Raw genomic sequence first — 15,111 nt, 5'->3', positions numbered from 1 at the left:
GACAGGCCGGGCCACGGCCCGTCCGACAACACAAAGGCAAGACTGACATGACCACGTTCGACCTGATGCTGGGCAAGCTGCAAGACCTGATGGCGCTTGGCGGGATCGCCATCGTCGTGATTGCGGCGCTGTCCGTCGTGACCCTCGCCATCATTCTGTGGAAGGTCTACCGCCTTGTGCGGCTGGGGGCCTGGTCGGGCACCGGGACGCGTCGCGCCGTGGATCTGTGGCAGGCGGGGCAAGGCGACCGAGAGGCCATCGCGCTGCTGCAGGCGTCGGACACCCTGCGGGCCAGAGTGGCCCTGGCCGCCATGCGGGGGCGGGCAGACCCGGACATCGACGATCCGGCCGCGCGGGAGGAAACTGCCCGCGTGGCCTGCGGCGCATTGGAAGAGGCCCGCAGCGGATTGCGCGGGCTGGAACTGATCGCGACCATCGCGCCGCTGCTGGGTCTGCTGGGCACGGTGCTGGGCATGATCGGTGCGTTTCAGGCGCTGCAGCAGACCGGGGTGCGCGCCGATCCCGCAGCGCTGGCGGGCGGCATCTGGGAGGCGCTTTTGACCACCGCAGCGGGCATGGCCGTCGCCATTCCGGCGTCCGTCGCGTTGACCTGGTTTGAAAGCGTCGTCGACCGCCTGCGGTTCGACATGGAGGATACGGCGACACGGATATTCCTGCGCAAGCGCGTCACGACCGCAGGTCCGGGGGCGTGAATGTTCACCTTTGATGTCCCCCGCACGCGGCGCAAGCCGAGCCTGACGCCGATGATCGACGTCGTCTTTTTGCTGCTGGTGTTCTTCATGCTGGCCGCCCGGTTCGGGCTGGAGACGTCCCTGCCGCTGATCGCCGCCGGGTCCGGTGCGGCCTACGCCGGTCCACCGCGGCTGGTGGACGTGGCACCGGACGGGCTGTCGCTGAACGGGGTCGCAGTCACGCCCGCGGCAATGGTCGCGCGCCTGCAGCGCATGACGGACGCCCCGACCGACATGATCATCCTGCGTCCTACTGCGGCGACAGACCTACAGCGGGTGGTCGACGTGATGCTGGCGCTGAACGCCGCAGGGTTCCGCCGCGTGGTGATGGTGGAAGCGCCATGAATTTCGACGCGCCCGCCCGGCGCAAACCGCCCGAAAGCATCGTGCCGATGATCAACGTCGTGTTCCTGCTGCTGATCTTCTTTTTGATGACCGCGCAGATCTCGCCCTCCGACCCGCTGGAGGTCACGCCGCCGACAGCCGCACTTGAGGATCCCAGCGACGGCGAAGTGACGCTCTATATCGGGGCCAATGGCACCCTTGCCCATGACGCGGCGCGGGGCGATGTGGCCCTGCGGGCGCTGTTCGCGGCAGCCGCGACGGCGCCTGCGTTGGTCATCAAGGCCGATGCGGCGGTGCCTGCGACGACGGTTGCGGCACTTTTGCCGCGGCTGGCCGGTGCGGGCTTCACGGACATCACGCTTGTGACGGGGGCGCCATGAAAGGCTGGGCCGAACCGATCGGTTTCGGTGCTTTGGCGCTGGGCCTGCATGTCGTGGCGCTGGTGGCGTTCCAGTCGGATCCGCAGGCGGGTGCTGTCGCCAGCGGTGACGGTGGCACGGCGATGGTGTCGCTGGAGGCCGCCGATGGCACCGTCACCGACATGGTTGCCGACTGGGATCGCCCGCCGGAGGTGACTGCGGTGGTGCCACCGCAGATGCCGGACGCGACGCCGCCCGTGTCCGCCCCGTTGCCCGTGACAGAGCAGGCCCCGCCGAAGGTCCGTCTGCCGGCGCTGACGGCGCCCAGTCCCGACAGCCCGGCGCTGCCGATGGCCCCAGAAGCCCCGGAGCCTGTGCCGGAGGTTGTCGCGGCTGTGCCGACCTACGCACCGCAGACGACGTCTCGCCCGGTCGAACGGCCCGCGCGTCGGTCGCCGCCGCCTGAACCAAAGCCGCGGCGCGAGACGGCCCCTGACCCGGTTCAGCAGGCCGCGCCTTCTACCTCCGCGCCGACGCAACGGGCGGCGGGGCAAGGGGGCGGTGCCAATGGGGGCGCGTCCGGCAACAGCCGGGCGGCGACCGCCAGTGCGGCACAGCGGCAGAGCCTGATGGCCGACTGGGGCGGGCTGATCCGGTCGCGGATCGAACGGCGCAAGGCCTATCCCCGGGCCGCAGGCGGAGCGGTGGGCACCGTGCAGGTCGCGATCCGCGTCGGGTCCGACGGGCGGTTGCAGGCCCTGGGAGTCGCCGCGTCATCGGGCAACGCCGCGCTGGATCAGGCCGCCCTGTCGGCCGTGCAGCGGGCGGGACGCTTTCCGGCAGCCCCCGCAACCCTTGGTGCGGGACCGCACAGCTTTACCCTGCCGATGGCCTTCAGCCGCTGAGGACGCGGATCACCGCGTCCAGTAGTAGGACAGATAGCTTTGGTCGCGGGCCAGTCCCAGCGTCCTGAAATGCGCCTTGACCTGCCGGATCGTCGCCTGTTCGGCGGCAACCCAGACGAAGGTGTCTGGCGGCAGGTGGTGGACGGTCAGCAGATGTGTGCAGAGGTCCTGATCCCTGCCGCGCAGAATCCAGTCCAGCGTCATCAGCGGCGGGACGGTGATGGGGACGATATCGGCGGGATTGCCGACCTCGATCAGCGCACGTCCGGCCCTTGTGGGCGGTGCGTGTTCCAGAATGCGGCGGATCGCGGGCAGGGCGGTTTCGTCACCGGCGATCAGCAGATTATCAGTGACGGGGAAATCGCCGCTGCCGGGGCCCATGATGCCGACGATGTCGCCGCCGGTGATGTGCCGCACCCAGTCGGTCGTCCGGCCGCCGGTGTGGGCGAAGATGTCGAAGGCGAAGCGGCCTTGCGCGGGGTCGAGGCTGGTGAAGGTATAGGCCGCGCGGTGCAGCCTATCCGCATCCGCGGGCCAGACCGTGCGCATCCGGTCGTTCAGGACCGGCCAGACCGGGGCGCGCCCTGCCGGTGGCAGCAGCAGGGAAAAGTGCATGCCACCTACGCAGAGGGCCGCGACGTCGTCGCAGGCCATGTGGACCCGCAGAAAGTTGGCGCTGACCTGTTCCACGCCGCAGACCGTTCCCACATGAAAGTTCGGTGGCCGGTTGCGCGCGGTGGCGGTGCCTGTCCATGCCAGGCGCGCCCCGATCTGTGGCATGACTTGGTCCAGCAGATAGATGACGCTGTCCCGCGCCTGATGCAGCTGGACCTCTGTCGGGGCCTCGATCCTGACGCTGAAGGTGTCGCCCGCGACCCTGATCGCCACGCTGGCTGCGCCGTGCACCACGTCGATGCCGTTTGAGACGCGCGTGACCGACAGGCCGTTTTCAACGGTATGCGTGTGGATGTGATCCAGCACCCGGGCCGGCAGCGGGCCGTTGTGACGAGTCTCGCTGAGGCAAGGCTGTGGTGCGAACGTCTTATGGCGCAGGGTGTTCATGGCATGTCACCGGGTCTGGGGGGAAATGGGGGCGATCAGGCCGCACTCAGCCGCGCGTAATGGCCGCGGGCCTGCATCAGTGCGTCGTGGGTCCCGATCTCGACGATGCGGCCTTCGGCCATGACCGCGATCCGGGAGGCCTTGCGGATCGTGCCCAGACGGTGCGCGATCACCAGCGTCGTGCGGCCCCGCGACAGCGCCTCCAGCGCCTGCTGGATCTGGCGCTCTGTCTCGGTGTCGAGGGCAGAGGTCGCCTCGTCCAGAATCAGGATCGGCGGGTTTTTCAGAAAGGCGCGGGCGATCGCCACGCGCTGCTTCTGGCCGCCGGACAGGGTGACACCGCGTTCACCGACGATCGTGTCCAACCCGTCTGGCAGCGCCGCGATCATGCTGGTCAGCTGCGCCTGCGCGGCCGCTGCGACGATCTCTGCCTCGGTCGCGTCCAGTTTGCCGTAGGCGATGTTTTCGCGCAGGGTGCCGCCGAACAGGAACACATCCTGACTGACGATCCCGACCTGACGGCGCAGGCTTTGCAGGGTCATGTCGCGGATGTCGATGCCGTCGATGCGGATCTGCCCGGCTTGCGGATCGTAGAACCGCGGCACCAAGGCCAGCAGGGACGTCTTGCCGGCGCCCGATGGGCCGACCAGCGCCAGAGTCTCTCCGGGCCGGACGGTCAGGGTGATGTCTTGCAGGATCGGCCGGTCGGCCTCGTAGCCGAAGCTGATGCCGTCAAAGGCGATGTCCCCCGTCAGGGGCGGGGCGGAACGGGCGCCGGGGCGGTTCGCGATATCGGGTGCGGTGGCCAGCAGGTCCAGATAGCGGCGGAACCCGGCGATCCCGCGGGGGTAGAGTTCGATCACGGCGGCGATCTTGTCGATGGGGCGAAAAAACACGCCGACCAGCAGCAGGAACGCAACGAAGCCGCCGGTGGTCAGGTCGCCGCGCAGCACGAAGAGCGCCCCCGCAACCATGACGACGATCTGGATCATCCGCATGCCCATGTAGTTCAGCGAGGCAGAGGCGGCCATCGTGCGGTAGGCCAGCAGCTTGGTGTCGCGGTAGCGCGCGTTGTCCTGTGCAAAGAGCCGCGTTTCATGGTCCTCGTTGGCGAAGGCCTGCACGACGCGCATGCCGCCGACGTTCTCCTCCAGCCGGACGTTGAAATCGGCGACGCGGGCGTAGATCGCCTGCCACGCGCTGGTCATCCGGCCCCCGAAAACGGTGACGATGGCCACGCTGGCGGGCACGATGGCGGCCGTGATCAGCGCCAGATCGGTGTTGATCGTCATCATCAGCAGAAAGGCCCCGATGAAGGTCATGACGGCGATGAACAGGTCTTCGGGGCCGTGGTGCGCGACCTCTCCGATCTCTTCCAGATCGCGGGTCACGCGGGCCACCAGCTTGCCGGTGCGGACCTTGTCGAAATAGGAGAATGACAGCCGCTGCAGGTGTGCGAAGGCACGGCGACGCATCTCTGTTTCGATGTTGATACCCAGCTTGTGACCCCAGTAGATGACGATCGCCATCAGGCCGGTATTCAGCAGGTAGATGCCCAGCAGCGCGATCGAGACCAGAACCGTCAACCACAGGTCACCGCGCGGCAGCAGCACGTCGATGAAACCCTTGATCGCGAGCGGAAAGGCAAGCTCCAGCAGTCCGGACAGGACGGCACAGCCGAAATCCAGCCAGAAGAGACCGGCCCAAGGGCGATAATAGGCGTAAAACTGGCGCAACATCGGTGGTCTCTCGGTTACTTATCGACCTGATTGACGTGGCGGCGGAGATTGGGATGGCCCCATGTCATCCGCCGTCGAGCCGGGGTCAATTCAATGTCGGTAATGGCATGGTATTTTAGTCAGGAATAGGGGGGTGGGCAGCATTTTAGGCAAGGCCGGCGAAGTCTGTGCGGATATGAATTGGAAAATTTTAACTGCGATTTGTAAAGATGATCCGTTCCTTGGGAGCACAGGCCGCCGCGACAGCCGCGCGGCCCCCTGACCCGGGTTGGCGGTTGCGCGTCCTGACGGTGGTCAACGAGGGGACCCTGAACCCTGAGATGACGTCCTGCGGGGGCATGTCGCAGGTCTCTGCAACGTCGCGGAAGATGACGGCGACTTTCGGCTGGGAGGTATGTGGTCGCGCGCGACGAGCGCAGTGATGAAGCGCTCTCTCCGTTTGCAGATCTTTCTTGCACCCTCTCCTCGTGGACCCTGCACAGGGTTCGGCAAGAAGACGATGATTTTGGCACGCGAGGGGATGTCGCGATCCGGGCAGCTTAGGTCAGATCACCGCAGCCCGCGCTGCGCGACACGTCTGCGCGATGTGCTGATTGCGAAAGAGGTGGGCGGCAAAGCTGATGTTCATCCCGCAGTGCGAAGGTCCGGTCTGCGGGAAAGTGTGATTTCTCTGCAGCTGCGCTAAAGGCCGCATTTCACCTTTCTATGTGTGCATTTAGCGATTCACTCGCATGAAAAAGTCGAGGATTTAATGGTTTTTTGGGGCCTTGCTGATGGCTTTTGCCACCGCATTCAGCAAGTCGGTTCGGCTCACGGGCTTCATGAGCCGAATATCAGACGGTCTTAGCCCATTGCCATGCACCGTCGCCTCGGATGCATAGCCTGACAAGAAGATGCACGGTAGATCTGGATCGATTTGACGCGCGGCCTTCGCAAGCGCGGGTCCCAAGAGTTCGCCAGGCATGACAACGTCTGTAAGCAGCAGATCGAATGATCCGGAGGTCTTGAACACGTTGAGCGCCTCGTCCCCTGACGTTGCAGTTGTCACGACATATCCGGCACCGCGCAATGTGCGCGATAGAATTCGCATGACTTCCTCTTCGTCTTCGGCAATCAGAATAGATGCTTTTCCGACGGGGGCATAAGATGGATCCACAACAACTGCTTCAGGTTTCGAAGAACCGTATAGGGCCGCTTTAAAGTAAAGCTTGAATGTGGTCCCGACACCAACTTCAGAGTAGACGCGGATCGCACCACCTGATTGTTTGACAAAGCCTTGAACCATTGAAAGTCCTAAACCTGACCCCAAACCAACAGGCTTGTCCGTGAAGAACGGCTCGAAGATTTTTTCAAGCTTGTCTTTCGGTATGCCGTGGCCAGTATCGCTGATTGCCAGCATGACATAGCGCCCCGGCTCTATATCTTCGTCACGCTCAGCAACATACTCGTCGCCAACTCTCACGTTCGACGTCTCAATTGTCAATTTTCCGCCATCTGGCATCGCATCCCGCCCATTGAGAAGGATATTGAGAATTGCGTTCTCAGCGGACGTCGGATCAATTTCAACATCCCAGAGGCCAGCCATCAATGAATTTTCGACATGAATTGTCGCAGGCAAGACACGCGTGCCCCAATTCATGGTTCTCTGCACAATTTTGTTGAGGTTCTGACGTGATGGTTCAAGATGGGCACGTCGCGAGAAGCTTAGAAGGTTCTTTGTCAAGTCAGCGCCGCGTCGTGTTGCGTTGATGGCAGATTGAATGAGTTCGGTGCGTTCGGCGTCTCTCGGAACTTCGAGGCTAAGCTCTAGGTTCCCAAGAATAATCGCAAGCAAGTTATTGAAATCATGGGCAACGCCACCAGTTAAGGTTCCTATGGCCTCGATGCGTTGCGACTGACGCACCCTCGCCTCGGCAGAGCGAAGCTCGGTGAGATCAATACTTGTTCCTATTGTCTCCAGCATTTTTCCACTTTTATCAAAGATCGGCTCTTCAATTTGATGGATAAACCTGACCTCGCGATCTTTCCGCAAGGCACGAAACTCGAAGTTCTGAGTTTTCCCCAGATCTAACTGATGAAGCGCTTCGAGGAAATGCGCATGATCATCCGGATGTATGAGTGAAAGTTGCTTCTCTTTATCAGATGAAATTTCCTGATATTCTTCTGGCGTCAACCCAAAATGCATTGCATGCTGAACAGAGCAATACTTGCAATATCCATTGCCGTCACCATAAGATTCAACGCCGGGTTCAAACGAAAAGTGACCAATTCCCGCGAGACGAACAGCCGTTTCCAGTCGCGCTTCACTTGCGGCGGATTTGTTCGTTTGGCTTTCCGATATTTCCGTTTCTTGTTTCAAAGCTATTCTTAGCTTTGTCTCCGTGGCGCGAAGGGATTGGATGCTTTTGTCTCTCTGGTCCTTCAAGCGGCCAAGCGAAATGCCGATGAACAGGAATAGTACCGATCCAAGTGTCGCTTGTGGCCATCCGCCGGTTAACGTTTGCGGACCAAATTGTGTAAAGTAGGATTGGACGACGAATAGAGAAGCAAGGCATCCCGAAATAAGGCCGGTGCGCTCACCTCCCAATGAGCCAGCCAGCATCACCGACACAATTATCATGAAAAAAGGGACCGGCAGAATGAACCCGGTAAAAGCAGTCGTGTAGACGAGCGTTATGGAAATCAGAGTTGGAAGGACCCACGCTAGTCTCGTCACGGTGTGTGCCCCAAAATCGAAATCCTGCCTTAAATCAATGTGAGTCTGTTGTAAAATTCAAAAACCACCAAGGCAAAACTTTTTCCGCTGCAAAAATATTTGGCAGTGTCACTTAAGTTGTCGACGTCAAAATTGTTTTTGCCCGAAGCGTGGCCGCGGCGTGTTAGGGTGATGCATGAGAAAATGTTGGTGGCGATCTGGTCTGTTGCGCGACCGGACGTGAAGGCATGCGGATAAAGAATCTGGCTGGACAGGGGCTGCGCACACTTTACCTGCGCCTTTCGCATGCAATTCCTGTTTCACACCATGTTTTATAAGGATGATTGGTGACCCCGACAGGATTTGAACCTGTAACCTATCCCTTAGGAGGGGATTGCTCTATCCAATTGAGCCACGGGGCCTGCCGCTTCTCATTGCAACGAAAATCCGTGCAGGTCAACGCAGCGACCTTGGACAAGCCTTGCGCGCTTGGGTAGAGTCAGAGAAATAGCCTGAACTGGACCGTTCCGTTGACAAAGCCCCCACGCCGCCCGATGACCCTGCGCGATGTCTCCGAGGCATCGGGCGTCAGCGAAATGACCGTCAGCCGCGTGCTGCGCGACAAGGGAGATGTCAGTGCCGCGACCCGCGCCAAGGTCAAGGATGCGGCCAAGCGGCTGGGTTATGTGCCCAACCGGATCGCAGGATCGCTGGCGTCTAGCCACGTGAACCTGATCGCCGTCATCATCCCGTCGCTGAAGAACATGGTCTTTCCCGAGGTTCTGTCTGGTATTTCCGAAGGGCTGGACGACACCGACCTGCAGCCGGTCTTCGGCGTGACGGAATACCGTCCGGAGCGCGAGGAGAAGGTGCTGTTCGAAATGCTGTCCTGGCGCCCCGCCGGGATCATCATCGCCGGTCTGGAACATTCCGATCCGTCGCGGGCGATGCTGGCGCAGGCCGGAATCCCCGTGGTCGAGATCATGGATACCGACGGCGATCCCATCGACGCCTGCGTCGGCATCTCGCACCGCCGCGCGGGGCGGGAAATGGGCGAGGCGATCGTCGCGGCGGGGTATCGCAAGATCGGCTTCATGGGGACGCAGATGCCGCTGGACCACCGCGCCCGCAAGCGGTTCGAAGGGTTCACGCGCACGCTGGCGAAATCGGGGATCGAGATTACCGACCGCGATTTCTATGCCGGTGGATCGGCCCTGACCAAGGGCAGAGAGATGACGCAGGCGATGCTGGAGCGTCATCCAGAGCTTGATTTTCTGTATTATTCCAATGATATGATCGGTGCGGGTGGTCTGATGTACCTGCTGGGTCAGGGCGTGGATATCCCGGGACAGATCGGTCTGGCTGGGTTCAACGGTGTCGAACTGCTGGACGGGCTGCCGCGCAAGCTGGCGACGATGGACGCCTGCCGCTACGAGATCGGCAACCGGGCGGCCAAGATCATCGCCGCGCGCGTGCTGGGTCAGGATCCGGGGGAAGAGCGTGTGCAGCTGACGCCGCGGATCGACCTTGGGGATACGCTGATCAGGGGCTGATGCGTGGCGGCGAAGGTCGCGATAAAGCTGTCGATGTCGCGCAGCGGGATCGCCTTGCCGTAAAGCCAGCCCTGCGCCAGATCGCACCCCATCTGTAGCAGCCAGTCCTGTTCGGCCTGGGTTTCCACACCTTCCGCCAGAACGCCGATGTCGAGGCTGTGGGCCAGTCCGATGATCGCGCCGGTCAACTTCTTCAGATCGTCGTCGCTGTCGATGTGCCGCACGAAGCTGCGGTCGATCTTGATCTGGGCCACCTGAAATTTTCGCAGGGCCGCGATCGCCGCGTGGCCGGTGCCGAAGTCGTCCAGTTCCACGACAAAGCCGGCCGCGACCATGGTCTGCACGTTTGTCAGGAAATGACTGGTGCGTTCGTCCAGCAGGGTCGATTCCAGCAATTCGATGCGCAGCAGGTGACGTGGCACGTCGTATTTGCGCAGGGCGCATTCCAGGCGCCCCAGAAGATGCGGATCGCTAAGTTGCGCCGTCGACATGTTGATGCTGACGCTCAGGTTGTCGTGGCCAAGGTCCGCCAGCCAGCGCAGAGCGTGACAGGCCGCGTCCATCATCAGCGTGTCCAGCGCATCGGTCAGACCGGCGCGCTGGGCGACGTCCAGAAACTGACCGGCGGCCAGCGTTCCGCGGCGCGGATGGTTCCAGCGCAGCAGCGCCTCGAACCCGATGCAGCGGGCCTGACGCACGTCGATCTGCGGCTGAAAGTAAGCTTCAAAGGCGTTCCGCTCCAGCCCGATCTGCAATTCGCGTGCCAGCGCATTGGCCGACAGCACCTGATCGCGCATCTGCGCCTCGAAGAACAGGGCAGTGCCGCCCAGCTTTTTCGCCTCGTACAGCGCGAGGTCGGCGGCGGTCAGAACGGTGCCGCGCACCCCCATGCCGCTGTTCTGTTCAAAGGGGGCCATGCCGATGGAGGCCCCGATGTGCATGTATTGCCCCGCATAGCCGATGGGTTCCATCATGCGCCGGATGATCTGGTCGGCAAAGGCGTGAATCTGCATCCTGTCGTCCGACATGCGCCGGATTACGATGAATTCGTCGCCGCCGACGCGGGCGGCAACGTCGGGGGCGGTGACGGCGCCTTCCAGAATGGCGGCGCAGTGTTTCAGGACGTGGTCCCCGGCCTCGTGGCCATAGACGTCGTTCACAGCCTTGAAGCGGTCGAGGTCGATGTGAAACACGACGACAGCCTGACCGGCGGTCAGGCCATCCGCCATCTGGCCGATGTCTTCCAGCAGGTTGCGCCGGTTGCGCAACCCGGTCAGCTCGTCCGTGCTGGCCTGTCGGCGCAGGGCCTGCTGCTGTTCCTTCAGCGTCGTCACGTCGACCCGCAGGCCGACGCGACCGCCATCCTGCGTCGGACGTTCGACGATGCGCAGCCAGCGTCCGTTCGCGAGCTTCTGTTCGATGGGGCCCGGCGTGCTGCGGTGCCGGTCCATCCGTTCGCGCAGCCAGGCGTCTTCGCGGCCGATCGCATCGGAATATTGTCCTCTGGCCAGACCGTAAAGGAGGATGTCCCTGAACTTGGCCCCCGGCTGCATGGCTGGCGCGCTTTCGGGATAGAACATGCGGTAGGTGTCGTTGCAGATCACCAGCCGGTCATCGGCATCGTAGAGCGCGAAGCCGTCTGACAGGGCGTTGATGGCGGTGATCAGCCGCGCCTCTGCCTCGTCTGCCAGGCGCAGGGCGGCGAGGGTCTGGGTGACGTCCTGGGCCTGCACGACCAGCGTGCCGGTTTCGTCCGGCATGCGCAGCAGGTCGATGTCGTAGACGGTGGGCTGCGTCGTTCCGACCGTGACCCGCAGGCGCAGACTGGGGCGTCGCAACGCCAGAAAACGTCGCAGGATCCGCGTCACGCGGTGGGCAGGCAGGTCCGGGATCGCGTCTGCCATCGTCATGCGTTGCAGGTCCCGCATGGTCCGGCCCAAGGCGGCGCAGGCCTTCTTGTTGGCAGAAATGACATGGAGGTCGACGGTTTCCAGCATGACGGTCGCCTGCGCCGCGTTTTCAAACAGGGGCAGCAGGATGTTGCGACCGATCACCTGCTGGACCGCCGTCAGTTCTGCGTTCTGGAACGGATCAACCTGCATCAAACTCTCACTTCACCGCACCCCCTGATAGCGATCAGACGTGAATCAAGGTTTAAGTCCGGCCGGTCTATCGGCCTTTGCCGCAGGGCGGGTGGTTCGGCAAAGCCTCACAGGCCACTGCCGCGGCGGCGGCACGGCTACAGAAGGGTGTCGGGCGGACTGTCCAGATGCTGCATCGGTGCGGCGGTGGGTTGCCTGACGCCGGCCATGGCGGCGCGGGCCAGAAAATCGCCCGCCGCGGCGACATCCTCTGACACGGCGAGGATCCGGGGATGGATCCGGCGCAGGAACGTGATCGCCTCTTTCGAGAAAATGTCGAGGTCCTGTCCCAGCACCCGGCCGCCGGCCTCGGCGGCGGCGATGACCGCCAGCGCCGCGTTGGTGGACCCCGCGATGACGCCATCGGTGGGCCCCGCGCCCGACAGCAGGGCGGTCAGACTCGCCTCGATCAGATCGAGGGGCGAATCGCTGTTCACGTCGTCCAGCACGACCAGATCGACATTCAGGCTCTGCGCTGTCGCCATGGCGCCGCCGATCATGGCGATGGCATAGGATTGGTCGCGCGGTGGCGCGATCAGCACCAGCCGCCGCCGCCCGCGCGCCGCCAGCGACCGGACCCCCAGCGCCCCGAATGCCCTGTTGTCGAAATCGAACCATGCGTGACGGTCCGACCAGTTGCTGCGACCGTGGGTGGCGAAGGGAAAGCCGCGGTCCATCAGGTAGCGGATGCGCGGATCGGCGGGCATGATCTGGTTGAAGATGACCGCATCCGCAGACCCTGTTTCGACCAGATACCGGATCGGCTTCATCGGATCCTCGTCCTTGAAATAGGGCGTGATGTTCAGATGAAAGGGCGTGTTGCGCAGCCCGCCCGCCACAGAAGAAATCAGCTTGGCCGTGTGGTTCATCACATCGTGTTCCGTCGACATGACGAGCGAGATCACATTCGTCCGGCCCGTCCGCAGACGCACCCCCGCGCGGTTCGGGACATAGCCGATCTGGTCCGCGACCGCCCGCACACGGGCGCGGGTCTGGAGGCTGATATCCTCTGCCCCCGACAGCGCGCGCGACACGGTCGGCACCGCAAGACCGGTCAGTCCTGCAATGGTCTTGAGCGTCGGTTTCCGCGGGGCGCTGCCGTCGACGTTATCCACCGTGATCCTTTCAGACATGCGTTTCCGTCACGCAAAAACGCTGCATTTGCAAGCGTCCGGATGCCACCAGCCTAATTTTCAACCCTAAAAAGAAACAGTCTTGTTTGCGCAAACAACTTCAGGTTAGCTTTCCTACAACGATTTAGATCAGGGAGGTTAGAATCGTGAAACTCAGCACTCAACTGCTTGCGGCGACGGCGATCTGTGCCGCGTCCAGCGCGGGCGCCGTCGATCTGGAGGTGATGCACTGGTGGACATCCGGGGGGGAGGCCGCCGCCGTGACGAAGCTGGCAGAGGCATGGGATGCCACGGGCAACAAGTGGGTCGACGGTGCCATCGCCGGCGGCGGTGACACGGCGCGCCCGATCATGGTCAGCCGCATCATCGGTGGCGATCCGCCCGCGGCCTTTCAGTTCAACCACGGACGTCAGGCCGAGGAGCTGATCGACGCCGGCCTGCTGCTGGACATCACCGACGTGGCCGAGGCGCAGGGCTGGAAGGACATCGTCAATCCGCCCTCGCTTCTCGACTCCTGCACCGTTGACGGCAAGATCTACTGCGCGCCGATCAACATCCATTCCTGGAACTGGATGTGGCTGTCGGGCCCGGCCTACGAAAAGGCCGGACTTGAGATGCCGACCGACTGGAACGGTTTCGTCGAAAGCGCCGAGGCGCTGCGTGCGGCGGGCGTCACCCCGCTGGCCATGGGCGGCCAGGCCTGGCAGCAGGCCGGAGCGTTCAACAACGTGATGACGATCGCCATCGCCGGCAAGGATGCGTGGCTGTCGGTCATGCAGGACAAGAACGCCGAAACCGTGATGGGTCCGGAATACACCGCTGCTTTTGAAGCCTATGCCGCCGCGCGCGAGCTTGCGACGGGCATCAACGTGCAGGACTGGAACCAGGCAACGAACGCGCTGATCACCGGCGAGGGCGGTGCGCAGATCATGGGTGACTGGGCGCAGGGCGAATTCGCCGTCGCAGGCCTGACCGCGGGCAAGGATTACGGCTGTCTGCCGGGCCTTGGGCTGGGGGCCTATCTGCAGACCGGTGGCGACGCGTTCTACTTTCCGGTCAATGACGACCCCGAGATCACTGCGGCACAGAAAGAGCTGGCAGCCCTGCTGCTGTCTCCCGAAGTGCAGGTGTCCTTCAATTCGGTGAAGGGGTCCCTGCCGGTCCGTGGCGACGTCGATCTGACGACGGTCAACGAATGCACGCAGAAAGGTCTCGACCTTCTGGCCAACGGCCAGACGCTGCCTGCGTCAGAGCAGCTGATCTCGCCTGACACGATCACGCAGCTGAACGACCTGATGACCGAGTTCTGGAACACGCCGTCCATGACCGCGCCAGAGGTGCAGCAGCAATACGCCGACATCATCGCCAGCGCCGAATAGGCAGGCGGACGTGATGTCGGGGCGGGCCGCAGGCGGCCCGCCCCACCGGGCACGCACCATGCCGAAAATGCGTCGACCAAGGGGGGGAGCCCATGACGACCACCGACATTCGCCCTGACACGGGGCCGGAAAAGGCCGTGCGCCGACCATCGCGCCTGTTGCGCAACCTGTCGTCCAAGGTGGCGATGGTGCCGCTGATCTTTACTGCCCTCGTGATTTTTCTGGGCGGCACGATCTGGACGGTGGTCTATTCCTTTACCAAATCCGGCCTGCTGCCGCGGTTGAGCTGGGCCGGGCTGGACCAGTACGAACGCCTCTGGTCGTCGCGCAAGTGGATCGTCTCGATCGAGAATCTGGCGATCTACGGGGTCTTTTCCCTGATCGGCACGCTGGTCATCGGCTTCATCCTCGCCGCCCTGCTGGACCGCAAGATCCGGGGCGAGGCGGTGTTCCGGTCGATCTTCCTTTACCCCTTTGCGCTGTCGTTCATCGTGACCGGTTTGGTCTGGCAGTGGATCCTGAACCCCGAACTGGGCCTGCAAAGCGTCGTGCGTGACCTTGGCTGGCAGTCGTTTACCTTCGACCCGCTGAACAATCCCAATATCGTCATGTTTGGCCTGCTGATCGCGGGTCTGTGGCAGGGCACCGGGCTGATCATGTGCATCATGCTGGCCGGTCTGCGTGGCATCGACGAGGATATCTGGAAGGCCGCCCGCGTCGACGGGATCGGCACGGTCAAGACCTACATCCGCATCGTCATTCCGATGATGCGCCCGGTCTTCGTCACATCCCTCGTGCTGATCGCGGCGGGCATCGTGAAGCTTTACGATCTGGTCGTGGCGCAAACCTCTGGCGGGCCGGGCATCAGTTCAGAGGTGCCGGCGAAATACGTCATGACCGCGATGTTCGGCGGACAGAACCTGGGCCAGGGCTTTGCCGCGTCGTCGATGATGCTGCTGATGGTCGTCATCATCCTGATCCCCTGGGCCTATCTGGAATTCGGAGGCAAGAAGCATGGCTAATGTCGGAATGCTGAACGCCGTCGCCG

General features: G+C 62.9%; 13 protein-coding genes, 1 tRNA gene and 1 pseudogene. 8 read left to right on the top strand and 7 right to left on the bottom strand.

Annotation, left to right across the window (positions count from 1 at the left end):
- Positions 1-98: 98 nt before the first annotated feature.
- The 4 genes and pseudogenes from GLR48_RS03865 to GLR48_RS03850 all read left to right on the top strand — a co-directional run.
- A pseudogene (locus GLR48_RS03865) lies at positions 99-713 on the top strand (MotA/TolQ/ExbB proton channel family protein); the annotation flags it as partial.
- Positions 714-1,097, top strand: a complete 384-nt coding sequence (locus GLR48_RS03860; protein WP_237058829.1) for an ExbD/TolR family protein — start codon at positions 714-716, stop codon at positions 1,095-1,097. It abuts the pseudogene before it with no gap.
- Positions 1,094-1,477: an ExbD/TolR family protein gene (locus tag GLR48_RS03855; protein ID WP_237058827.1), complete on the top strand. Its 384-nt coding sequence runs from the start codon at positions 1,094-1,096 to the stop codon at positions 1,475-1,477. Before GLR48_RS03860 ends, GLR48_RS03855 begins: the two co-directional genes overlap by 4 nt.
- Positions 1,474-2,361, top strand: a complete 888-nt coding sequence (locus GLR48_RS03850; RefSeq protein WP_237058825.1) for an energy transducer TonB family protein — start codon at positions 1,474-1,476, stop codon at positions 2,359-2,361. The genes GLR48_RS03855 and GLR48_RS03850 overlap by 4 nt, the downstream gene beginning before the upstream one ends.
- 9 nt (positions 2,362-2,370) lie before the next feature.
- Here the strand turns inward: GLR48_RS03850 and GLR48_RS03845 are convergent, their stop codons facing one another.
- Positions 2,371-3,423: a siderophore-interacting protein gene (locus GLR48_RS03845; RefSeq protein WP_237058823.1), complete on the bottom strand. Its 1,053-nt coding sequence runs from the start codon at positions 3,421-3,423 to the stop codon at positions 2,371-2,373.
- A 35-nt stretch (positions 3,424-3,458) separates the two neighbouring features.
- Entirely contained in the window at positions 3,459-5,162 is a 1,704-nt protein-coding gene (locus GLR48_RS03840) for an ABC transporter ATP-binding protein (RefSeq protein WP_237058821.1), read from the bottom strand.
- Positions 5,163-5,556: 394 nt separating this feature from the next.
- Here GLR48_RS03840 and GLR48_RS25625 point away from each other — a divergent pair, with 394 nt between their 5' ends.
- Positions 5,557-5,847, top strand: a complete 291-nt coding sequence (locus tag GLR48_RS25625) for a DUF4113 domain-containing protein (protein WP_336886613.1) — start codon at positions 5,557-5,559, stop codon at positions 5,845-5,847.
- A gap of 63 nt (positions 5,848-5,910) precedes the next feature.
- On the opposite strand, the gene GLR48_RS03835 is transcribed toward GLR48_RS25625, so the two are convergent.
- From GLR48_RS03835 to GLR48_RS03825, 3 genes are all read right to left on the bottom strand, one after another.
- Entirely contained in the window at positions 5,911-7,764 is a 1,854-nt protein-coding gene (locus GLR48_RS03835) for a PAS domain-containing hybrid sensor histidine kinase/response regulator (RefSeq protein ID WP_237064333.1), read from the bottom strand.
- 143 nt (positions 7,765-7,907) lie between these two features.
- Complete coding sequence (locus GLR48_RS03830) at positions 7,908-8,165, bottom strand: hypothetical protein (protein WP_237058819.1); 258 nt, start codon at positions 8,163-8,165, stop codon at positions 7,908-7,910.
- Between the two features lie 37 nt (positions 8,166-8,202).
- Positions 8,203-8,279 (bottom strand) — tRNA-Arg (locus GLR48_RS03825).
- A 132-nt stretch (positions 8,280-8,411) separates the two neighbouring features.
- On the opposite strand from GLR48_RS03825, the gene GLR48_RS03820 reads away from it, so the two are divergent.
- The gene (locus tag GLR48_RS03820) at positions 8,412-9,410 is read left to right on the top strand and encodes a LacI family DNA-binding transcriptional regulator (RefSeq protein WP_237064332.1); all 999 of its coding nucleotides are present in this window, start codon (positions 8,412-8,414) and stop codon (positions 9,408-9,410) included.
- Here the strand turns inward: GLR48_RS03820 and GLR48_RS03815 are convergent.
- Positions 9,338-11,512, bottom strand: a complete 2,175-nt coding sequence (locus GLR48_RS03815; RefSeq protein WP_237058817.1) for a putative bifunctional diguanylate cyclase/phosphodiesterase — start codon at positions 11,510-11,512, stop codon at positions 9,338-9,340. The genes GLR48_RS03820 and GLR48_RS03815 overlap by 73 nt on opposite strands.
- 137 nt (positions 11,513-11,649) lie before the next feature.
- A complete protein-coding gene (locus tag GLR48_RS03810) occupies positions 11,650-12,684 on the bottom strand; it encodes a LacI family transcriptional regulator (protein ID WP_237058816.1) in 1,035 nt (344 codons plus the stop codon).
- 146 nt (positions 12,685-12,830) lie between these two features.
- On the opposite strand from GLR48_RS03810, the gene GLR48_RS03805 reads away from it, so the two are divergent.
- Both GLR48_RS03805 and GLR48_RS03800 read left to right on the top strand, forming a co-directional pair.
- Positions 12,831-14,063, top strand: a complete 1,233-nt coding sequence (locus tag GLR48_RS03805; protein WP_237058815.1) for an ABC transporter substrate-binding protein — start codon at positions 12,831-12,833, stop codon at positions 14,061-14,063.
- Positions 14,064-14,155: 92 nt separating this feature from the next.
- Complete coding sequence (locus GLR48_RS03800) at positions 14,156-15,085, top strand: carbohydrate ABC transporter permease (protein ID WP_237058814.1); 930 nt, start codon at positions 14,156-14,158, stop codon at positions 15,083-15,085.
- Positions 15,086-15,111: the final 26 nt, after the last annotated feature.

Source organism: Loktanella sp. M215, from assembly GCF_021735925.1.
Classification (GTDB): Bacteria; Pseudomonadota; Alphaproteobacteria; order Rhodobacterales; family Rhodobacteraceae; genus Loktanella.
The sequence above is the reverse complement of the archived record's forward strand: the minus strand, read 5'-3'. Positions and strand labels throughout refer to the sequence as shown.